This window comes from Nocardioides sp. (assembly GCF_050699375.1).
Taxonomy (GTDB): domain Bacteria; phylum Actinomycetota; class Actinomycetes; order Propionibacteriales; family Nocardioidaceae; genus Nocardioides.
In genome coordinates this window covers 1-19574 of sequence record NZ_JBOHDN010000045.1, presented here as the reverse complement: position 1 = coordinate 19574, position 19574 = coordinate 1, and the positions used below count along the sequence as shown (strand labels likewise).

The following is a 19574-nucleotide window of genomic DNA, read 5'->3' as shown; positions in this document are numbered from 1 at the left end:
TCAGTTGATGATCTCGGCGCGGTCGTCCGTACGGATGCCGGCCAGACGCTCTCGCCACATCTGAAGGGCCTCGGGCGTCAGCCGCGTCCAGTCGAGGACCTCGGAGACGACCCGGATCGGGTCGCTGCTGCGGTAGGACCGGGTGGGGTTGCCGGGGAACTTCTTGTCGGTGACGTTGGGGTCGTTCTCGAAGGCCCCGGTCGGCTCGACGAGATAGACCCGCGGCGCCCCGTCACCGGCGGCGAGCTCGGCGGCGAGACCCGCGCCGTCGGGCAGCGCGGTGAAGTAGATGTGGTTCATCACCACCTCGGGCCGGTAGTTGGAACGGAACCCGGCGGTGAGGTGGTCGCCGACCCGCAGATCGGCCTTGGTGCCGTGGTAGAACGGCCCGTCGTCCAGCGCCTCAGCCATGCCCGTAGGCTACCAATCCATCCGCTCGGATCTGGTCGGCCGACCTCCACAGAGAGAGACACATGACGCACATATCCGACTTCAGCGCCGACGAGGTCGCCCAGCTCCTGGATGCACCGGGAGTCGTGCTGAAGGCGATGACCGTCGCCGACGGGCCGCCGGGCGTCGGCAGCTTCTTCAAGGCCGCCGCGCGCTCGGCAAAGGCGTTCCGCGCCGCTCAGAAGGGCGAGAACGAGTTCGTCCGTACGCTGGCGCTCGCTCTCCGGGACCAGCCGAAGGCCGAGAGCGAGGCCGAGGAGGGCGACGCCGAGCCCGGCGAGTCCACGGACTTCCTCCAGCCCGACCCGGAGGCCGAGGCAGATCGGGCGGTCGAGGCGGCCTCGGCATCCGCCTCGCTGCTCCGCGGCCGCGCCGAGGAGACCGACATCAAGGCGTACGCCGCCTGGATCCTCGACGTCGCCACCCAGGTCGCGGAGGCGACCACGTCCAGGGAGGGTGGCCTCTTCGGCAGGCGGGTGCGCATCACACCGGCCGAGCAGGCGCTCCTCGACAGGCTGACTGTTGCCCTGACCGCTTGATCGCGCCGGGGTCGAGCGTGGCGAGACGGGGCTGGTGATCAGCCGCCGTACGCGGGGTGGAGGGGCTTGCCTGCCCTGGTGGAGCGTGCGCTTGCTGCCGCGCCGTCGTTCGGCTCGAAGGTCCACAGCGCGTACGCCCCGGGGCCGACCTGCAGCGTCGAGCTGCCGATGATCTCGGTGTGGGGCTCCTCGGCGGGTTCGTTGAGCGCGAGGACGACGTGACGTACGCCCGCCTCCTCGGCCGGAGCGGGCAGCAGATGGATGGTGGTCATGCCGTCGAAGGCGAGCACACTGCCGTTCTTCAGCTCGCGGATCGTGATCCCGCCGGCGCGCCACAGCGGCACCATCTTGTCGATGTCGGCCGCGGTGGTGGCGATCTGGACGCCGACGACGTCGCGCATCTGGTGGTCGAGATAGCGGTCGCGGTTGTATCGGTCTCGGCTCACGTCGCCCTCATAGGCGGCCGGTGGGAAGGTGAGCCGCGGGTCCTCGAGGAACTCGTCGCGATACTCCATCGCCCAGGCGAAGAAGGTGTCGTAGTCGTCGGAGGTGTAGAGCACGTCGAACCATGGGATGGGTACGCCGTCGCCGAGGTCGGTCACCTGCGTGAACTCGACCGGGTCGACCCCGAGGGTACGCAGGTTGGCCGTCGCGGTGGCCAGGTCGCCGTCATCGTCCGCAGAGACGGCGAGTCCCGTGTCGCCGACGAAGGCGCCGGGCGCGTCACCCGGGCCGAAGAACTCGAGGTAGGTCTCCTTGCCGAGCAGGTAGCGCCCGGTCCAGGTGTTGGTGCCGTCGTTGCCCGTGCTGATCCGCCGGTCGGCGAACCGGCCGAGGTAGTCGGAGTGCTCGATGGCGTCGGCGGTCTCCTGGTCGACCATCGCCCAGGCGTGGTTGAAGGCCAGCAGCGGCTCGCGGTGCTCCTCCTCCGCCCGAGCGGGGGTCGCGAGGATCCCGGCGACCATGACGAACGCGGCGACTGCGACCGCGATGAAGCGCGAGATTCCCCGTTGAGTCCGCATGGATCTCAGTCTGGGGGAGTAGGCCTCTCCTGTCACCGGAATTCGCAGAGGCTGACTTCTGGCCGTGCTAATGTAGTTACGTACCTACATTGGGGTGATTGAGATGACGACATTCAGTGCGCGTGAGTTCAACCACGATGTGAGCGCCGCCAAACGGGCGGCCGAGGACGGTCCGGTCGTCATCACTGACCGCGGCGAGCCCGCCTACGTTTTGCTTTCCTACGACGAGTACGCCGGGATGCGCGACAAGCGGACCTTGGTGGATGTGTTCCAGATGGACATCGACATCGACTTCGAGCCCGTGGTGTCGCGGGAGCTGCCGCGGGCCGCAGAGCTGTGAGCTACCTGCTCGACACCAACATCGTCAGCGAGCTCCGACAGCGACCTGGGCGCATCGACGTCAACGTCGCGGCCTGGGGCGCCGGTCTGGAAGCCGACGAGCAGTTCCTGAGCGTGATCACGGTCTTCGAGGTCGAGCTCGGGATCCTGCAGGTCGAGCGCCGCGACGAGTTCCAGGGCAAGATGTTGCGCCGATGGTTCGACGCGGGCGTTCTCGGTGTCTTCGCGAGACGTACGCTCCCGGTCGACCGTGAGATCGCACGACGTGCCGCCCGACTCCATTCGCCCGATCCGAAGCCGGAGCGGGATGCCTATATCGCGGCCACGGCGCTCGTGCGCGGCCTCACCGTAGCAACGCGCAACGTGGCCGACTTCGAGCCGATGGGTGTTCCGGTGTTCAACCCATGGGTTCCGCCGGAGTGAGCGTCGACTGCGCGGAGTCAGGCGCTGTGGCTGGCGGTGGCCAGGGTGGCGCCGAGGCCGATCATGACGACCCCGCCGCCGGCACCGAGGCCGTCGAGGCGCTTGGGCTTGCGGGCGAACCAGGCCTTCGCGCGGCTGGCGACCAGGACCCAGGTCGAGTCGCAGACGAAGGCCATCACCGAGAAGATCGCACCCAGCAGCAGGATCTGCGGGACCGCGGGCGCCGAGGTGTCGATGAACTGGGGCAGGAAGGCGAGGTGGAAGACGATCGTCTTCGGGTTCGTGGCACCGACGATGAGGCCGGTGCGGACCGCGGCGAACCCGCTCACCCTCGCGACCTCGCGGCCGTCCAGCGCCGCACGGGCGTCGGCGCGGTGGCGGATCGCCTGGATGCCGAGATAGACGACGTACGCAGCACCCACCAGCTTCACGACGGTGAACGCCGTCGCGGAGGCCGCCACGAGTGCGCCGAGCCCGATGGCGACAGTCAGGACCTGGAGGAACTGGCCGGACGCGTTCCCGCCCACGGACAGCACCGCGTCGCGGCGTCCGGCGGTCAGAGCCCGCCCGAGGGCGAAGAGAAGACTCGGACCCGGGATCAGGATGAAGACGAAGGAGGCCAGCCCGAAGGCGGCGAACTGGTTCAGGGACGGCACGCGAGCCATTCTCCGGCACGGCCGGTCAAGCGGACGAACGATTTCTGCCGGCGAGACGTGGCTATCCCGCGTCCATCTCGGCCAAGGAGGCCGCGACCTTCCTGAGCTCGGTGAGAGCACGGGCGATCTCGGGCTGGCCGGCGGTGCCGCTGCGTACGCTGGTTCGTACGTGGCGCACCGGGCTCGCCTCGCCGCGCAGCGGGATCCGGACCAGGCCGTCGGCGTGGGGGATCCGGGCGAGGCGAGGCACCAGCGCGACGCCGAAGCCGGCGGTGACCAGGGCGGCGCCGGTGTCCCACTCGACGACCTCGTGGGCATGCTCGGGCGTGAAACCGGCGGCGGCGCAGGCGGCGGCCACGAGCTGGTAGTAGGGGCGGCCGGGGTGCTCCATGATCCAGTGCTCCTCGGCGGCGTCGGCGAGCCTGACCCGGGAGCGGGACGCGAGGGGGCTGTCGGCGGGGACCAGCAGGTCGAGCGCGTCCTCCATCAGGCGCTCCTGCTCGAAACGCGGGTCGGCGGTCGGCGGCAGCTCGGACATGCTGACCACCACGGCGACGTCGACGTAGTCGGCGAGCAGCATGTCGAAGCAGACCTCCGGGTCGGCCTCGATGATCCTGATCGTCGACTGCGGGAACGCTCGGCTGACTTCCACCGCGGCCGGCGGCAGGAGCGCCGAGGCGGCGGTGGAGAACCCCGCCATCCGCAGGTAGCCGCGCGACGTTCCCGAGGCCTGCTGGACGTCGGCGCGGATCTCCTCCCACTGCGTGAAGAGGTCATGGGTGCGCTCGATCAGGGTGAGCGCGGCGCCGGTGAGGCGTACGCCGCGACCCTCCGGGACGAGCAGCGTCGCGCCCACGTCGCGGGCGAGCGTACGGAGCTGGTGGGAGATGGCCGAGGGGGTATAGCCGAGGTCCGCGGCGGCGGCCGAGACGGTGCCGCGCTCGGCCACGACCCGGAGCACGTGGAGCCGCTGGTCGATCATGCTTCGATTGTGCAACCAAATCGCACGGTAAGGAACGGAAACGTGCGCTTTTCTTGAAGAGTGCCGCCGCGCCACGCTGGTCTTGTGTCCCCCACTTCGGATCCACTCCTCACGAGCTACCAGCTCCGGAGCCTCACCCTGCGCAACCGCGTGGTGAGCACCTCCCACGAGCCCGCGTACACCGAGGACGGGATGCCCAAGGACCGCTACCGGCTCTACCACCTGGAGAAGGCACGCGGCGGTGTCGGGCTCACCATGATCGGTGGCTCCGCGGTGGTCTCCCCGGACAGCCCGCCGGCCTTCGGCAACATGCTGCTCTACCGCGACGAGGTGGTGCCCTGGCTGCGGCGGCTCGCCGACGACGTCCATGAGGCCGGCGCCGCGGTGATGTGCCAGATCACGCATCTGGGGCGGCGTACGAGCAACTTCACCGGCGACTGGCTCCCGCTCGTCTACCCCTCGCGGCTGCGGGAGCCGCAGCACCGCTCGTTCCCGAAGATCGCCGAGGCGTGGGACGTGGACCGCATCGTCCGTCACTACGCCGAGGCGGCCGCGCGCTGCCAGGCGGCAGGGCTCGACGGCATCGAGATCGAGTCCTACAGCCACCTCTTCGACGCCTGGGTCTCGCCGGCGACCAACCTGCGCTCCGACGAGTTCGGCGGCGATCCGGAGGCCCGGCTGGCCTTCCCCCTGCGGGTGCTCGCCGCGATCCGGGCTGCCGTCGGACCGGACTTCCTGGTCGGGGTGCGGATGGCGATGGACGAGGACCTGCCCTCGGGCCTCGGGCTGGACGACACCGAGCAGGTGATGCGTCGCTACGTGGGCGAGGGCGTCGACTTCCTCTCCGTCATCAAGGGTGGCCTCGACACCGACGCCCGGCTGGCCGCGGCGATCCCGTCGATGGGCACCCCGTCGGCCCCGTTCCTCGACTTCGTCGGGGAGGTACGCCGCCGGGTGGACGTCCCGGTCATGCACGCCGCCCGGATCAATGACGTCGCGACCGCGCGCTATGCGATCCGGGAGGGCCTGCTCGATCTCGTCGGGATGACCAGGCCGCAGCTCGCCGACCCGCACCTGGTCGCCAAGGTCGCGCGCGGCGACGAGGACCGGATCCGCCCGTGCGTGGGTGCGAGCTACTGCCTGGACGCGATCTATGAGTCCGGGGACGCCAAGTGCATCCACAACCCCGCCACCGGGCGCGAGCAGTCCCTGCCGCATCTCACGCCTCCGGCACCGCGAGCCCGTCGAGCCGTCGTCGTCGGAGCCGGCCCCGCCGGCCTGGAGGCCGCCCGGGTGCTCGGCGAGCGGGGGCACTCCGTCACGGTCCTGGAGGCCGCCGACCGGCCCGGCGGGCAGCTCCTGCTCGCCTCCTCGACCAGCCACCGCCGCGACCTGATCGGCATCGTCGACTGGCGGGTCGCCGAGGCGAAGCACGCCCGGGTGGACTTCCGGTTCGGCACCTATGCCGACGCCGACCTCGTCCGCAGTCTCGAGCCGGACGTCGTGGTCGTCGCCACCGGCGGGGTGCCCGACCGCTCCTGCGTCCCGGTGGGCGCAGAGCTGGTCAACGACACCTGGGACGTCCTCGACGGCACGCTGAGCGCCGGGAACGGGACCGTGCTCGTCTACGACGACAACGGTGGCGAGCCCGCGCTCGACGCGACCGAGCACCTGGCCACGTTGGGCAGCCAGGTCGAGCTGGTCACCCCCGAGCGCACGATCGGCATCTCCGTCGGCTCGATGAACAGCCCGGCCTACCTGGGAGCCTTCGCCGCGCACGGCGTGACACTGACCGTGGCCCAGCGGCTGGCCGCGGTGCGCCGTGCCCCGGCGGGCTCCGAGCACCGGCTGATCGCCACGCTGACCAGCGAATATGCCTCTGGCGCCGACCTCGAGCGACACGTCGACCATGTCGTCGTCGAGCACGGCACGACCCCCAACGACGAGCTCTACCTCGATCTCGTCCCCGGCTCGACCAACCTCGGCGAGGTCGACCAGCCGGCGCTGCTCTCCGGCGCGCCGCAGACGGTCGCCCGCAACACCGCGGGGACCTATCAGCTGTTCCGGATCGGCGACGCCGTCGCCAGCCGGAACGTCCATGCCGCGATCTATGACGCCCTGCGGCTGTGCCTGACGATCTGAGCCCGACGAACCGAGCCTGACGATCTGAGCCCGACGATGACTCGATCCCCGATCTGACCCCACCCCGACCCCGACGTTCCGACCCTGATCCTGGGAGCGAAGAGATGACAGAGCAACTCGTCGGCGAACCAGCCGCCGGCCGACGTACAAAGATCCTGGACAACCTCGACCGCCGGACCCCCGGCCACTCGCTTCCCGGTGTCCTCTACACCGACCCGGACGTCTTCGCGAGCGAGCTCGAGCTGCTCTGGCGGCGCCGCTGGCTCTTCGTCGGCACCGTCGCGGAGGTACCCGAGGCCGGCGACTACCTCACCTTCGACGTCGCCGGATCCTCGGTGCTGGTGATCCGCGACGACGATGAGCAGGTCCGCGCCTTCCACAACGTCTGCCGCCACCGCGGCTCGCGGCTGGTCGCCGCGGGCAACGGCAGCGTGGGCAACCTGGTGTGCGGCTACCACAGCTGGACGTACGCCACCGACGGCTCGCTCCGCTACGCCCCGCAGCTCTCGCCCAGCATCGACACCGCCTGCCTCGGTCTGCGACCGGTCGCCCTGCGCGAGGTCGGTGGGCTGCTCTACTGCTCGCTGGCGGCCTCGCCCGACGGCGACCTGGACGTCGTCTCCGACCAGATCAGGGACTACCTCACCCCGCACCGCCTCGACCGGGCCAAGGTCGCCGCCCAGGTCGAGCTGGTGGAGGAGGGCAACTGGAAGCTGGTGATGGAGAACAACCGCGAGTGCTACCACTGCGAGGGCGGACATCCGGAGCTGACCTGCACCTTCTTCCCGACCTGGGGCCTGAGCGAGGACCAGGTCCCCGACCGGATGCGTGCCGACCACGACCGCTACCTCTTCGCGGAGGCCGACCTGATGCGTCGTTGTGACGAGCTCGGCATCCCGCACGCGCTGATCGAGGACCTCCTCGAGCGGCCGTTCGGCTTCCGGATCCAGCGCGAGCCGCTCGACGGGGCCGGGGAGTCCTTCAGCTTCGACGGATCCCGGCTGGTGGGCCGCCTCCTGGGGGATCTCGACGACCCCCAGCTGGGCCGCTGCACCTTCCACACCCAGCCCAACGCCTGGATCCACCTGCTCGCCGACCATGTGGTGACCTTCTCGGTCACGCCGCTCTCGCCCGACCGCACCCTGGTCCGGTCCACGTGGCTCGTCCACGAGGACGCGGTGGAGGGCGTCGACTACGACCTGGAGGCCCTGACCGCGGTATGGCGGGCCACCAACGAGCAGGACGCCGCCTTCGTACGCAACACCCAGCTCGGCGTCTCCGACCCCGCCTACGTCCCCGGCCCCTACAACGACGCGGAGCGGAACGTGGACGACTTCATCCGCTGGTACGACGCCCAGATCCGATCGGAAGCCCGAAAGATGGAGGTAGCCCGGTGAGTCAGCCATGGCCTGTCGAGGTGGCGCCGCAGCCGCCGATGCTCTTTGCGGTTCCGTCTCCGCTGGGAGCGGGAGTCCTGCCCGAGGAGAGGCCGTTCGAGGGTGAGTTGCGGTGCCGCCGAGTGCGCCGGGTGACCCACGACGTGGTCGAGGTGACCCTCGAGCCGGTGGGTGGCGGCACCTTCGCCTTCGCCCCCGGGCAGTATCTGACGCTGCGGGCCGAGATCGAGGGTGAGCCCGTCGAGCGCTGCTACACGATCTCCTCGCCGCCGACCCGCCCGCACCTGCTCACCATCACCGTCAAGCGCGTCCCCTACGGCCCGATGTCCGGCTGGCTGCACGACGAGCTGGCCGTCGGCGACCGGCTGTGGGCGAGCGGGCCGATGGGTGGGTTCTCGGTGCGGGAGCATCCCGCGCCGTCCTATCTGCTGCTCTCGGGCGGCAGCGGCATCACCCCGACCCTCTCGACGCTGCGAACGCTGGCGGACCTGGCCGAGTCTCTCGACGTCGTGGTCGTCCACCACACGCGTACCCCGGACGACCTCATCGAGCGGGCCGAGCTCGAGGCGCTGGCACTGACCCATGCCGGGGTCCGGGTCGTGTGGGTCGTCGACGAGGCGGATCGGAGCTGGCCCGGGAATCGCGGTCTGATGAGCCCCGACCAGCTTGCTGATCTCGTTCCTGACCTGCGCGAACGCGAGGTCTTCTGCTGCGGTCCGGCCGGCTACATGCGGGCAGCGTGGGCCGCCTTCGAGGCCCTGGGCGGCGAGCCCGGGCGGTGGCACGAGGAGAGCTTCGCCCTCGCCGACCTGCCTGTCGCCGACGGCTCCGCCGATGCGGCGCCGGCCGCCGAGCGGGCGACCGGGGCTGCGTACCGGATCCGGCTGCAGCGCAGCGGCCGCGACCTCGAGTGTGCTCCCGACGAGACCGTCCTGGCTGCCGCGAAGGCCGCGGGGGTGCGGATGCCGTCATCGTGTACGCAGGGGCTCTGCGGCACCTGCAAGACGACCCTCGTCTCGGGCGAGGTCGACATGAACCATGCCGGCGGCATCCGGCCGCGCGAGGTGGCCGCGGGCAAGTTCCTGCCGTGCTGCTCGAAACCGCTCGGCGACATCGTCGTCGACATCTAGCGGCCCGATCGAACCAGGAGACCCCCATGACTGAAACCCTCACCGCGGACGCGATCGTCGTCGGCTCCGGCGTGATCGGCTCCGCCGTGGCGTACGAGCTGGCCCGGGGTGGCCGTTCGGTGCTCGTTCTGGACAAGGGCGCCGGCGCGGGCTTCGGCTCGACCAGCGCCTCGAGTGCCGTGATCCGCTTCCTCTACTCCACCTACGACACGGTCGCGACGTCGTGGGAGGCGAAGTTCATGTGGGAGCAGTGGGCAGAGCATCTCGGGCTGGATCCCGCCGAAGTGCCGCTGGCGCAGTTCCACCGCACCGGCGCGCTCCACCTCGACGTGCCGATCGTGCCGCTCGAGCCGAGCCTGGAGCGGCTGGCCGCGGCGGGGGTGCCGTTCACCTACCTGGGGCCGGACGAGCTCGCGGCGAGATTCCCGCACGTGGATGCCGGTGCCTACTGGCCGAACAAGCCGATCACCGATGACGGGTTCTGGGAGGACGCGTCGGCGTCGCTGGGGGCGATCTACACGCCGGACGCGGGCTACATGGATGACCCGAGACTGGCCGCCGACAACCTGGCCGAGGCCGCCCGGCGGCGCGGTGCGCGCACCGCGTATCGCGCCGAGGTCGTCGCGGCCGACCGGATCGGTGACGTCTGGCGCCTCGCCGTGGCCGACGGCCGAAGCGCCGAGGCGCCGGTCGTGGTCAACGCCGCCGGACCCTGGTCGGGCGGGTTCAACCGCCTCGCCGGGGTGGGGGAGGAGTTCACGATCGGGGTCCGGCCGTTGCGCCAGGAGGTGCACCAGGTCAGCCAGCCCCCGGGCTACGGCACCGACGAGGCGCCCGGTCCGGGCGTGTTCGACATCGACCTGGGGACGTACATGCGTCCCGGCCCCGCTGGTGCCTGGGTCGTCGGCGGCACCGAGCCCGAGTGCGACCCGTTCGAGTGGCTGGACTCGCCCGACGAGGTGAACACGCACGTCACCCGGGAGCGCTACGACGCCCAGGTGACCCGCGCGGCCCGGCGGCTGCCCGAGCTCCGGGTGCCGAACCAGCCCGCCGGTGTCGTCGGTGTCTACGACGTGGCCGACGACTGGACCCCGATCTACGACCGCACCGACGCCGACGGCTTCTACGTCGCGATGGGCACCAGCGGCAATCAGTTCAAGAACGCCCCCATCGCCGGCCGTTTCCTCGCCGCCATCGTCGCCGCCGTCGAGGACGGGCACGACCACGACGCCGACCCGGTGATCTACGACGGCGAGCACAGCGGCCTGAAGATCGACCTCAGCGCCTTCTCCCGCAAGCGTCCGGTCAACGACGCCACCACGAGGACGGTGCTCGGCTAGTGGCGCGTCCCCGAAGTTCCTGAACGGTTGGCGTTGTCAGGGTGTGTGCATCGCAAGGCGGCACCGCGTAGTCATACCGGGGTCTTTCAAGCGGTGCCAACGCGGCGAGGCGCGTGCCATGGCGGCGCGCAGCGCCCAGGAACTCCGGGGAGGCGCCACTAGCTGTCGCGAGCTGCCTGGATCTGCTCGACGAGGATGTCGCCGTGCCCGGCATGGCGGGCCAGCTCCTGGATCATGTGCGCGTAGACGAACCGCAGCGTCACCTGCTTGCCATGCCAGGGGAACTCCTCGTCGAGACCATGCCCTGCGGCGACCTCGCGGGAGTGCTCGCAGGCCGCGAGGTGGGCGGCCCGGACGGACTCGACGGAGTCCTCCGGGGCGAGCACGAAGCTCTCGTCGACCGTGTCAGGCAGCCCGATCTCCTTGCGCGACACGTTGGCGACCCGCGAGTGGAACCACACCTTCTCCACGAAGGTCGCGTGCTTGACCAGCCCCAGCGGTGTGGTCAGCGACGGAACGAGCTTCCTGCGCGCCTCCTCGTCGTCGAGGTCCTCGAGGATGCCGGTGATCTGGTCCCGTTGGAGGTCGACCATCCCCTCGAGGAGATCGCGTTCACCCGCCTGTCCGATGCCCATGCGGGCAGGTTACTGGGCCCGCCGGGCGTCAGCAGCGTTCCTTGACGTACGTCTCGGCGCGGGTCCGATCCCAGCCGCGGGCCTCGTGGAGCCCGCGAACGAGCATGGCGACGTACGCATCGGCCGGCTGCGTGTGCGGGACCGCGTCGAAGCCGTGCGGTGCGGTGAAGGTGAGCATCGGGAGGCCGTCGCGGCGACCGACCTCGATCAGCGTCTCGTAGTGCCCCGGGCCGGCCTCGTGGCGGCCGTTCTCGAGCCCGTCGATGACGACTCTCTCGATCGGGTCGCCGGGTGCGGGCAGCCGGTCCATCTCCTGGGCGGCGACGTCGGCGAACTGCTCGACGCTGATCCGGTAGGCCCGGGCCGCCGTCCACGACCCGACCGCGTCGTGGTCGTAGAAGGCCACCCCGCCCGTCCAGGTGCGTGACTCGCCCGCGAAGTAGAGGCGCCCCGGGAGGTCGACGGCGACATCGGCGACCGGCATCGCCGGCGTACGTGCCCCTGCGTAGGACTGCCGAGCGCCGACCGGCTGGCCGCCGAGAAGGTAGGCGCCGAGACGGTCGCGGCACATGTTCGACCCATAGCTGACATACCAGACCTCAGGACTCATCATCGCGGAGCCTACCGAGGGTGACGCACGCCACCGGAAGCGAACCCGGCTTGGACAGACGTCCCGCACGGCATCTAGCGTCATATGACTGTGAACCGATCTCGGAGGCTCATATCGGTATCAGCGCTGGGTGGAGCGCTGATACTCCTGACCATCCTCGCCGCCGGACCGCTGCAGCATGTCGACATCCACGGCCATGAGCACTGGAGCCGGATGCTGCCGCCGCAGGCGCAGCACATCCTCCAGAACGTCCTCGACCCGATCGCCGGTCAAGCCGTGTGCCTGCCTGTGCTGGTGACCGTCGCGGTAGTCATCGCCTACCGGCGCCGCAGCTGGCGGCCGATCATCTGCGCGGCCGCGGCCGAGGCCGCGTTCTACCTCGGGGTGGGCGGCTTCAAGGTGCTGCTCGCGCGGCCGGCTCCCACGGAGCGGGACGCGGAGTTCTTCGCGGGCGGGCTCCTGAAGGACGGTTGGCACGGGATCAGCTATCCCTCCGGGCATGCGGCCGAGGCAGTCTTGGTCTACGGCACCGCCGTCTACCTGATCGCGCGCTACACCGGTGCCTCGCGGACCCTGGTGCGGCTCCTCGCCGCCGGCGTCGGGTTGATCGCGCTCAACGCGGTCGTGGTCTCCTACATCCTCGGCTGGCACTGGGCCAGCGACCTCTTCGCCGGTCTGCTGACCGGGGGCCTGCTGCTGCGGCTGCTGGTCTGGTGGGACACCGATGCCATCGCCCGGGAGCGCGCCGAGCGGGAGCTTGCCGTCGAGCGTCCGCTCGTGCCCGCAGGCTACGAACGGACCGAGAAGCTGGCTGCCTGAGGGGCGCGACGACCGACCGCTCAGAGAACGGCGAGCACGCCGTCTGCGTACTTCTCCAGCTTCGCCTCGCCGATCCCGCTGATCGTCCCGAGCTCGGTGCGGTTGGACGGCAGCCGCGTGGCGATCTCGCGCAGCGTGGCGTCGTGGAAGACGACGTACGCAGGCACGCCCTGCTCCTTGGAGACCTGGCCGCGCCACGCGCGCAGGCGCTCGTAGACCTCCGTGGCCTCCGGTGAGAGGTCGGCGGCCGCCACCTTCGGCTTGCGCTCGCCCGAGCCGCTACGCCGTGCCTGGCGCGGTGGCTCCTTGCGGAGCATCAGCTGCTGCTCGGAGCGCAGCACCGGTCCGGCGCCGTCGGTCACCGAGAAGACTCCGTAGCGGGGGTCGACGGCAAGCATCTCGCGGGCCAGCAGCTGCCGGATCACGCTGTGCCAGTCGCCCTCGGGTATGTCGGTGCCGATCCCGAAGACGGAGAGCTCGTGATGGCGGAACTGGCGGACCTTGTCGGTCTCCTTGCCGCGCAGGATGTCGACGATCTGTCCCGCGCCGAAGCGCTGTCCGTTGCGCTCGCGATCGAGGCGGATGACGGTGGAGAGCACCTTCTGGGCGGGGACGGTGCCGTCCCAGGACTCCGGCGTGGTCAGGCAGGTGTCGCAGTTGCCGCACGGGGTCGCGGTCTCTCCGAAGTAGCGGAGCAGCTGCACCCGCCGGCAGTCGACCGTCTCGCACAGCGCCAGCATCGCGTTGAGATGCTGGCCCAGGCGGTGCTTGTGCGCCCGGTCGCCCTCGGAGGTCTCGATCATCTGGCGCTGCTGGACGACGTCGGCCAGGCCGTAGGCCAGCCATGCGGTCGAGGGCAGTCCGTCGCGCCCCGCCCGGCCGGTCTCCTGGTAGTAGCCCTCGACCGACTTGGGCAGGTCGAGGTGGGCCACGAAACGTACGTCCGGCTTGTCGATCCCCATCCCGAAGGCGATGGTGGCGACCATGACGACGCCGTCCTCGCGCAGGAAGCGGGACTGGTTCTGTGCGCGGGTCCTGGCGTCGAGCCCAGCGTGGTAGGGGAGCGCGTCGATGCCCTGGCCGACCAGCGAGGCCGCGGTGCGCTCGACCGAGTTGCGGGAGAGGCAGTAGACGATGCCGGCCTCGCTGGGGTGCTCGGTGCGGATCAGGTCGAGGAGCTGCTTGCCGGGCTTGTCCTTGGGAGCGATCCGATACTGGATGTTGGGCCGGTCGAAGGACGCCACGAAGTGGCGCGCGTCCTCGAGCTGGAGGCGCTGCGCGATCTCGCGGCGGGTCTCCGCGGTGGCGGTCGCGGTCAGCGCGATCCGCGGCACCTCCGGCCAGCGCTCGTGCAGATGGGACAGCTGCAGGTAGTCGGGCCGGAAGTCGTGACCCCACTGCGAGACGCAGTGGGCCTCGTCGATCGCGAACAGCGAGATCTTGGCCTGGTCCAGCAGCCGCGCGGTCTCCGGCACCCGCAACCGCTCCGGAGCCAGGTAGAGCAGGTCGAGCTCGCCGGCGAGCAGCGCCTGCTCCATCTGCTGACGCTCGTGCGGCATCTGGGTGGAGTTGAGGAACCCGGCGCGCACGCCGAGCGCGGAGAGCGCGTCGACCTGGTCCTGCATCAGCGCGATCAGCGGGGAGATGACCACGCCGGTCCCGGCGCGCACCAGCGACGGGATCTGGTAGCACAGCGACTTCCCGCCGCCGGTCGGCATCAGGACGAGCGCGTCGCCGCCGGTGGCCACGTGCGCGACGATCTCCGCCTGGTCGCCGCGGAACTCGTCGTAACCGAAGACGCGGCGCAGTACATCTAGCTCCGGGGTCAACTCACTCACGCGAGTGAGCCTATCGGCCGCCACCGACGGTACCGAGTTGTGAAGCTGAGAGTGGTCTATAGGCCACTCTCAGCTTCACAACCTCCTCAGACCGAGACCTTCTGCCGCTTGACCGTGGCCTCGTTGGGAGTGTCGGAACCATGGGCGCGCTCGAGGCCGGCGCCCTCGACATCGACGTTCGGAAGGATGCGGTCGAGCCACCTGGGCAGCCACCACGCGGATCGCCCGAGCAGGTGCATCAGCGCCGGCATCAGCAGCATCCGGACGATGAACGCGTCCAGCAGCACCCCGAGCGCGAGCCCGAAGCCCATCGAGCGGATCATCACCGACTCCGCGAAGATGAACCCGCCGAAGACGGCGACCATGATCAGCCCGGCCGCGATCACGACCGAGCGCCCGGCACGGAATCCCTGGGCGACTGCGATGCGGGCGGGGGCGCCGTGGACGTACGCCTCCCGCATCCCGGAGGCCAGGAACAGCTGGTAGTCCATCGCCAGGCCGAAGAGGATCCCGACCAGCAGGATCGGCAGGAAGCTCAGGATCGGTCCGGTGCTGTCCAGGCCGATCCACTCGGCACCGATGCCCTTCTGGAAGACCGCGACCACGACGCCGTACGTCGCCAGCAGCGAGAGCACGAAGCCGCCGGTCGCGATGAGCGGGACCAGGAGCGAGCGGAAGACCAGGATCAGGATCAGCAGCGAGAGTCCGACGACGACGCCGAGGTAGGGGAGGAGCACATCGGTGAGGCCCTGAGACACATCGATGGCGACCGCGGTCGCGCCGGCGACGCCGAGCGCGATGTCGCCGTTGACCGGCGGCATGTCGCGGATGGCGTTGACCAGCTCGTTCGTCGAGACGCTGTTGGGTCCCTCCTCGGGGACCACCTGGAAGGCGGCCGTGCGACCGTCCTCGGAGACCGCGGCCGGTGCGACGGCGCGTACGTCATCGAGGTCTGCCAGGGCCTTGGCGATTGTCAGCTGGGTCTGCTGGATGCCGGACTCGCTGAGGTCGGCGGGCAGCTCGGCTGCGATCAGCAGCGGACCGTTGGCGCCGGCGCCGAAGCTGTCCTCGGTGATCGTGTAGGCGGTCCTGGCCAGCGAGCCCTCGGGCTCCGAGCCGCCGTCGGGCAGCCCGAGCCGCATGTCGAGGGCGGGGATCGCGAGGGCGAGCAGGACCACGACGGAGGCGACTACCGAGACCAGCGCGCGCCAGGTGGGCATCGGCTTGGCGTGTGCCTCGGCGGCGTCCTGCTTGGCGACCTTCGCCCGGGCGCGCTTGGAGACGACGCGGCCACCGACCAGGCTGAGGATGGCCGGGGTCAGGGTGATCGCGACCAGGACCGCGATCGCGACGCAGGCGGCGCCGACCGACCCCATCAGGCCGAGGAACGGGATCCCGGTCATGTTGAGCGCGACGAGCGCGACGATCACGGTCGATCCGGCGAAGACCACAGCAGTGCCCGCCGTGCCGGTGGCGAGTGCGATCGACTCGGTGACGTCCGAGCCGTGGAGCAGCTGCTTTCGGTGCCGGTTGAGGATGAAGAGCGAATAGTCGATGCCGACGGCCAGGCCGAGCATCAGCCCCAGGATCGGGGTCATCGACGCCATCTGTACGACGCCGGAGAGGGAGAGCGCGCCGAGGGCGCCGATGCCGACACCGGTCAGTGCGGTGACCAGCGGTACGCCGGCGCCGATGATGGTGCCGAGCATGACGAGGAGGACGATCGCGGCGACGCCGACGCCGACGATCTCGCCCGGGCCCATCGGGTTGGGGGCCTCCTGGGAGATGTCGGCGGAGACGCCGATCTCGACGCCGTCGATCGGCGCGTCGGCGAAGTGGTCGACCGTTGCCTTCTTGGTCTCCTCGGACATCTCCAGGCGGCCCACGGAGTAGGCGACGTTGACCAGGGCGGCCGAGCCGTCCTCGGCGACCATCCGGATGCCGTCGGAGAGCTCGAGCAGCTGGACGCCTGCTTCTGACTTGGCGGCGTTGGACTCCAGGTCGGCGGCGCTGTCGTCCAGCTTCGCCTGCTCCTTGTCGAGTGCGGCCTGCTGGGCGTCGATCTGAGTGGTCGGCATCCCGGCGGCCTGCATCTGGGTGCGGGCCTTGTCGATGTCGGACTGGGCCTTGTCGAGCTTCGCCTGACCGGTCGCGAGCTGCTTCTGGCCCGCCTCGATCTTGGTCTGGCCGTCGGTGAGCTGCTTGGCCTGCGCCTCGCGCTGGGCCTCCGTCTTGAACGGATCGGTGACCGTCGCGACATCAGGGAGGCCTTCAGCGTCGGCGATCAGCGCCCGGATCTCACGCTTCTGCGTAGCGTCGAGCGGGGTCCCGTCCTTGGTCTGGAAGGCGATCGTGCCGGAGCCGCCGGCGAGATCGGGCAGCCCGTCCTGGAGCTCTTCGACGACATCTGTCGAGGGCAGCCCCGGGATGTCGAAGCTGGTGGTCAGCTCGCCCGACCAGGCGACGTACGCCCCGGCGGCGCCGGACAGCGCCAGCACCCAGGCAAGAATCACGAGCCAGGCGCGGCGCGCGGCCGTCTTCCCCAGCCGATACAACAGCTCCGCCATGGCGGCATCCCTCCGGTTATTCGCAACGGTGCGTCCAGTTAATCACCTGCATCTCGCTGGACAAGGGTTGCTGAGCGAGTGATGTGTCACACCTGTGCCTTGGCCAAGAGGTATTGCGGGCTCTTAGGATGCCGTTCATGCCAGCGTCAGCAGGAATGCGTCGTCGAGGTGCCGTACGCAGCGAGGAGGCTCGCATGGCGGTGCTCGACGCTACCGGGCGGCTCTTCGCCACCCAGGGCTATGACCACCTCACCATCGAGGGCATCGCGGCCGAGGCGGGTGTCTCCAAGCAGACGATCTACCGCTGGTGGTCCTCGAAGAGCGCGGTGGTGGCCGACGCCCTCATCGAGGACCTGCTGTTGCCGGATCACCCGGTCGTTCCCGACACGGGGGACATCCGTGCGGACCTGATCGCCTGGATGCAGAGCCTGATCGACCTCGCCGCCCAGCCCGGCAACGAGGGCCTCGTCCGGTCGCTGGTCGCCGCCGCGTGCGAGAACCCCGACATCGGCACCCGTCTCAACGACGCACTCGGAATCACCGCCACCGTCTCGACGCGCATCGAGGGTGCGGTCGCCGCCGGGCAGCTGCCCGCCGACCTGCCGGTCCTGGAATTCGTACGCGCTCTCGTCGGTGGCTTCGTGCTCCACTCCCTCGAACGCGCCGAGCCGGAACCCGACGTCGCCGAACGTCTCGTGCGAGCGCTGCTGCACTAGTCGCTCGGCCGCTGCGGATTCTGGCCCCCGGGGTGTGACCCGGAACTGCCTGGATGAGGGGTGCCGATTCGGCGGTCGGCGCTACGGTGGACGACATGCCGAAGGTGCCGCCGCCCGTCTTTGCCGCCGTGGGCCTGGTCGCCCAGCATCTGCTCGCGCCACGCCGGCGACCGACGGTCGCGAGGGTGGTCGCCGCCGGCGCCATCGCAGCCGGTTCGGTCTACGTCGCGGGCAGTGCGATCCGTGCCTTCGGCCGTGAGCACACGACGGTCAACCCGCTCGAGCCCGAGCGAGCTACCGCGGTCGTAGCCGAAGGCCCGTTCCGCTATACCCGCAACCCGATGTACGTCGGCATGGCCGGTATCCTCACCGCCCACGCCGTCCTTCGCGGCGGCCTGCTCCCGCTCGCCCCGGTTGCCGCTTTCGTCGCCGTCATCGACCGCATCCAGATCACTGCCGAGGGGCACGCCATGTCGGCGAGCTTCGGTGACGCTTATGACGCCTATCGCTCCGCTACGCCCCGCTGGCTCGGTCTGCCTCGCTGATCGATCTTGTCGAGACCACGTACCCGGTGGTCGAGCCTGTCGAGACCTCCACACGCCCGGTGGTCGAGCCTGTCGAGGCCTCCCTGCCGGAACGCTCCCTCCGACGGGTTGGCGTGGCCGCCGACCCTTTCCTGGAGGGTGTTCTCGATGCGCCCCGGAGTCAAGGACGGCCTCCGGCCGCCGGCTGCGCCGGCCGCTTCGCGGTCCTGGACACCGGGACCCATCGAGAAAAGACCTGGCTGATTATCGGGGCGGCGGCCCGGGTGTGGCGCGGAGTTTCGTTGCTTGCTTCTGCTGGGGTTGGCGGGGGCGGAGGTGTGGCCCTTCGGGCCACTTACCATCCACAGGACCGATCTTGTTCGCCGACCGCTAAAACCTCGGTTGACCTGCGCAAATAGATAGTCTCAGAGTCCATGTCGAGGTAGAATCAGAGGTACTACGAAACACCTTTGAGAGGAGGGCAGCGGTCATGAGCTTGGAACGCGGCACCAACCACTGGGGCACCAGCCCCGGCGACCCCATCGGCACCGAATTTGCTGCCATCGACTCCTCCTTCGACAAGGTACTCGCCACCGACCCGCTCTACTGGACCACCGCCCAGAAGAAGATGGCCCTGGCCTGGCTGGAGAAGAACGCAGCCCGACAGGCCGCATTGAGACTCCGAGTGCTCGCCGTCGCTGGTGACATCGCTGAGGAGAGTGGTGACAAGGACGCCTCCGCGTGGATCCGAGCCGAGCTCCTGGTCGACAAAGGGGCCGCTCGAGCACAGATCAAACTCGCCACCGCCGTAACCAAGTACGAGCTCGTCGCTGCCGGTCTGGCTGAAGGTGTCGTGTCTCAGGACAAGGCCCGGGTGATCGCCAAGACCCTCGACGAGATCGAGACCAACCCCATCGCCACCGCCGAGGACCTGACCCTCGCGGAGAAGCTGCTGGTCGACTACGCCACCAGACTCACCGCCAACGAACTCCAGATCGTGGGTCGGCGGATCCTGGCCGAGATCGACCCCGCCCGGTTCGAGGACGCTGAAGCGAAGGCGTTGTTGGCCGAGGAAGAACGGGCCCTGCAGAAGACCGCGCTCCGGGTCTGGGACAACCACGATGGGACCATCGGGTTCGACGGCGTCCTGCCGGTGTCGATCGGGGCCCGGTTCAAGACCCAGGTCGAGGCCTGGGCCCAACCCCGCAAGCAGAGGTTGGTTGCCAAGGGTGCTCCGTTGCCGCCGTGGGAACGGCTCATGGGCCAAGGGTTCGCGCGGTTGTTGGAGACCATCGACCCCGACGCCCTGCCCCGACATGGTGGGGATGCGACCGTGGTCAACGTGGTGATCTCCCTCGAGGAGCTCCGCAAAGAGCTCGGCACCGCGACGTTGGGGTTCGACGAGACCAACGGGCACACGATCTCGGCTGCTGAGGCCCGGAAGA

19 protein-coding genes are annotated in these 19574 nt (G+C 69.8%); 11 read left to right on the top strand and 8 right to left on the bottom strand.

The features are described from left to right. Positions 1 to 411: an NAD(+)--rifampin ADP-ribosyltransferase gene (arr, locus tag ACRDPS_RS02540; protein ID WP_431500046.1), complete on the bottom strand. Its 411-nt coding sequence runs from the start codon at positions 409 to 411 to the stop codon at positions 1 to 3. A gap of 62 nt (positions 412 to 473) precedes the next feature. Between arr and ACRDPS_RS02535 the strand changes: the two genes are divergently transcribed. Beyond that, positions 474 to 989 carry a hypothetical protein gene (locus ACRDPS_RS02535; protein WP_431500045.1) on the top strand — a complete coding sequence of 172 codons (516 nt, stop codon included), beginning with the start codon at positions 474 to 476 and terminating at the stop codon, positions 987 to 989. 38 nt (positions 990 to 1027) lie between these two features. Here the strand turns inward: ACRDPS_RS02535 and ACRDPS_RS02530 are convergent, their stop codons facing one another. Beyond that, positions 1028 to 2011 carry a DUF5829 family protein gene (locus ACRDPS_RS02530; RefSeq protein WP_431500044.1) on the bottom strand — a complete coding sequence of 328 codons (984 nt, stop codon included), beginning with the start codon at positions 2009 to 2011 and terminating at the stop codon, positions 1028 to 1030. A gap of 103 nt (positions 2012 to 2114) precedes the next feature. Between ACRDPS_RS02530 and ACRDPS_RS02525 the strand changes: the two genes are divergently transcribed. Beyond that, a complete protein-coding gene (locus ACRDPS_RS02525) occupies positions 2115 to 2351 on the top strand; it encodes a type II toxin-antitoxin system Phd/YefM family antitoxin (protein WP_431500043.1) in 237 nt (78 codons plus the stop codon). Beyond that, complete coding sequence (locus ACRDPS_RS02520; RefSeq protein WP_431500042.1) at positions 2348 to 2773, top strand: type II toxin-antitoxin system VapC family toxin; 426 nt, start codon at positions 2348 to 2350, stop codon at positions 2771 to 2773. Before ACRDPS_RS02525 ends, ACRDPS_RS02520 begins: the two co-directional genes overlap by 4 nt. Before the next feature lie 17 nt (positions 2774 to 2790). Here the strand turns inward: ACRDPS_RS02520 and ACRDPS_RS02515 are convergent, their stop codons facing one another. Then, positions 2791 to 3438 carry a LysE family translocator gene (locus tag ACRDPS_RS02515; RefSeq protein ID WP_431500041.1) on the bottom strand — a complete coding sequence of 216 codons (648 nt, stop codon included), beginning with the start codon at positions 3436 to 3438 and terminating at the stop codon, positions 2791 to 2793. A 52-nt stretch (positions 3439 to 3490) separates the two neighbouring features. Further along, complete coding sequence (locus ACRDPS_RS02510) at positions 3491 to 4411, bottom strand: LysR family transcriptional regulator (RefSeq protein WP_431500040.1); 921 nt, start codon at positions 4409 to 4411, stop codon at positions 3491 to 3493. Between the two features lie 84 nt (positions 4412 to 4495). On the opposite strand from ACRDPS_RS02510, the gene ACRDPS_RS02505 reads away from it, so the two are divergent. From ACRDPS_RS02505 to ACRDPS_RS02490, 4 genes are all read left to right on the top strand, one after another. Beyond that, on the top strand, positions 4496 to 6553 hold the full coding sequence (locus tag ACRDPS_RS02505) for an FAD-dependent oxidoreductase (RefSeq protein WP_431500039.1): 2058 nt from the start codon (positions 4496 to 4498) through the stop codon (positions 6551 to 6553). A 104-nt stretch (positions 6554 to 6657) separates the two neighbouring features. Further along, on the top strand, positions 6658 to 7950 hold the full coding sequence (locus tag ACRDPS_RS02500; protein ID WP_431500038.1) for an aromatic ring-hydroxylating oxygenase subunit alpha: 1293 nt from the start codon (positions 6658 to 6660) through the stop codon (positions 7948 to 7950). Further along, positions 7947 to 9080, top strand: a complete 1134-nt coding sequence (locus ACRDPS_RS02495) for a 2Fe-2S iron-sulfur cluster-binding protein (protein ID WP_431500037.1) — start codon at positions 7947 to 7949, stop codon at positions 9078 to 9080. The genes ACRDPS_RS02500 and ACRDPS_RS02495 overlap by 4 nt, the downstream gene beginning before the upstream one ends. Before the next feature lie 26 nt (positions 9081 to 9106). After that, the gene (locus ACRDPS_RS02490; RefSeq protein ID WP_431500036.1) at positions 9107 to 10420 is read left to right on the top strand and encodes an NAD(P)/FAD-dependent oxidoreductase; all 1314 of its coding nucleotides are present in this window, start codon (positions 9107 to 9109) and stop codon (positions 10418 to 10420) included. Between the two features lie 158 nt (positions 10421 to 10578). Here the strand turns inward: ACRDPS_RS02490 and ACRDPS_RS02485 are convergent, their stop codons facing one another. Then, entirely contained in the window at positions 10579 to 11055 is a 477-nt protein-coding gene (locus ACRDPS_RS02485; RefSeq protein ID WP_431500035.1) for a DinB family protein, read from the bottom strand. A gap of 28 nt (positions 11056 to 11083) precedes the next feature. Then, the gene (locus ACRDPS_RS02480; protein WP_431500034.1) at positions 11084 to 11665 is read right to left on the bottom strand and encodes a histone deacetylase; all 582 of its coding nucleotides are present in this window, start codon (positions 11663 to 11665) and stop codon (positions 11084 to 11086) included. A 90-nt stretch (positions 11666 to 11755) separates the two neighbouring features. Between ACRDPS_RS02480 and ACRDPS_RS02475 the strand changes: the two genes are divergently transcribed. After that, positions 11756 to 12484 carry a phosphatase PAP2 family protein gene (locus ACRDPS_RS02475; protein ID WP_431500033.1) on the top strand — a complete coding sequence of 243 codons (729 nt, stop codon included), beginning with the start codon at positions 11756 to 11758 and terminating at the stop codon, positions 12482 to 12484. Positions 12485 to 12504: 20 nt separating this feature from the next. Here the strand turns inward: ACRDPS_RS02475 and recQ are convergent, their stop codons facing one another. Further along, entirely contained in the window at positions 12505 to 14322 is a 1818-nt protein-coding gene (gene recQ, locus ACRDPS_RS02470; RefSeq protein WP_431500032.1) for a DNA helicase RecQ, read from the bottom strand. Between the two features lie 86 nt (positions 14323 to 14408). Continuing rightward, positions 14409 to 16889 (bottom strand): MMPL family transporter, encoded by a 2481-nt coding sequence (locus tag ACRDPS_RS02465; RefSeq protein ID WP_431500031.1) that lies wholly within the window; start codon positions 16887 to 16889, stop codon positions 14409 to 14411. A gap of 137 nt (positions 16890 to 17026) precedes the next feature. Between ACRDPS_RS02465 and ACRDPS_RS02460 the strand changes: the two genes are divergently transcribed. The 3 genes from ACRDPS_RS02460 to ACRDPS_RS02450 form a co-directional block, all read left to right on the top strand. After that, a complete protein-coding gene (locus ACRDPS_RS02460; protein ID WP_431500030.1) occupies positions 17027 to 17605 on the top strand; it encodes a TetR/AcrR family transcriptional regulator in 579 nt (192 codons plus the stop codon). A 95-nt stretch (positions 17606 to 17700) separates the two neighbouring features. Beyond that, positions 17701 to 18150 (top strand): methyltransferase family protein, encoded by a 450-nt coding sequence (locus ACRDPS_RS02455; protein ID WP_431500029.1) that lies wholly within the window; start codon positions 17701 to 17703, stop codon positions 18148 to 18150. Positions 18151 to 18619: 469 nt separating this feature from the next. After that, positions 18620 to 19574 (top strand): DUF222 domain-containing protein (locus ACRDPS_RS02450; RefSeq protein ID WP_431500028.1); only part of this gene is annotated, 955 nt, incomplete at its 3' end.

What these genes read in the sequence shown, in the direction of transcription:
- arr (WP_431500046.1), bottom strand. Translation starts at nt 411, where the DNA reads ATGGCTGAGGCGCTGGACGACGGGCCGTTCTACCACGGCACCAAGGCC.
- ACRDPS_RS02535 (WP_431500045.1), top strand. Translation starts at nt 474, where the DNA reads ATGACGCACATATCCGACTTCAGCGCCGACGAGGTCGCCCAGCTCCTG.
- ACRDPS_RS02530 (WP_431500044.1), bottom strand. Translation starts at nt 2,011, where the DNA reads ATGCGGACTCAACGGGGAATCTCGCGCTTCATCGCGGTCGCAGTCGCC.
- ACRDPS_RS02525 (WP_431500043.1), top strand. Translation starts at nt 2,115, where the DNA reads ATGACGACATTCAGTGCGCGTGAGTTCAACCACGATGTGAGCGCCGCC.
- ACRDPS_RS02515 (WP_431500041.1), bottom strand. Translation starts at nt 3,438, where the DNA reads ATGGCTCGCGTGCCGTCCCTGAACCAGTTCGCCGCCTTCGGGCTGGCC.
- ACRDPS_RS02510 (WP_431500040.1), bottom strand. Translation starts at nt 4,411, where the DNA reads ATGATCGACCAGCGGCTCCACGTGCTCCGGGTCGTGGCCGAGCGCGGC.
- ACRDPS_RS02500 (WP_431500038.1), top strand. Translation starts at nt 6,658, where the DNA reads ATGACAGAGCAACTCGTCGGCGAACCAGCCGCCGGCCGACGTACAAAG.
- ACRDPS_RS02490 (WP_431500036.1), top strand. Translation starts at nt 9,107, where the DNA reads ATGACTGAAACCCTCACCGCGGACGCGATCGTCGTCGGCTCCGGCGTG.
- ACRDPS_RS02485 (WP_431500035.1), bottom strand. Translation starts at nt 11,055, where the DNA reads ATGGGCATCGGACAGGCGGGTGAACGCGATCTCCTCGAGGGGATGGTC.
- ACRDPS_RS02480 (WP_431500034.1), bottom strand. Translation starts at nt 11,665, where the DNA reads ATGAGTCCTGAGGTCTGGTATGTCAGCTATGGGTCGAACATGTGCCGC.
- ACRDPS_RS02465 (WP_431500031.1), bottom strand. Translation starts at nt 16,889, where the DNA reads ATGGCGGAGCTGTTGTATCGGCTGGGGAAGACGGCCGCGCGCCGCGCC.
- ACRDPS_RS02460 (WP_431500030.1), top strand. Translation starts at nt 17,027, where the DNA reads ATGCCAGCGTCAGCAGGAATGCGTCGTCGAGGTGCCGTACGCAGCGAG.
- ACRDPS_RS02455 (WP_431500029.1), top strand. Translation starts at nt 17,701, where the DNA reads ATGCCGAAGGTGCCGCCGCCCGTCTTTGCCGCCGTGGGCCTGGTCGCC.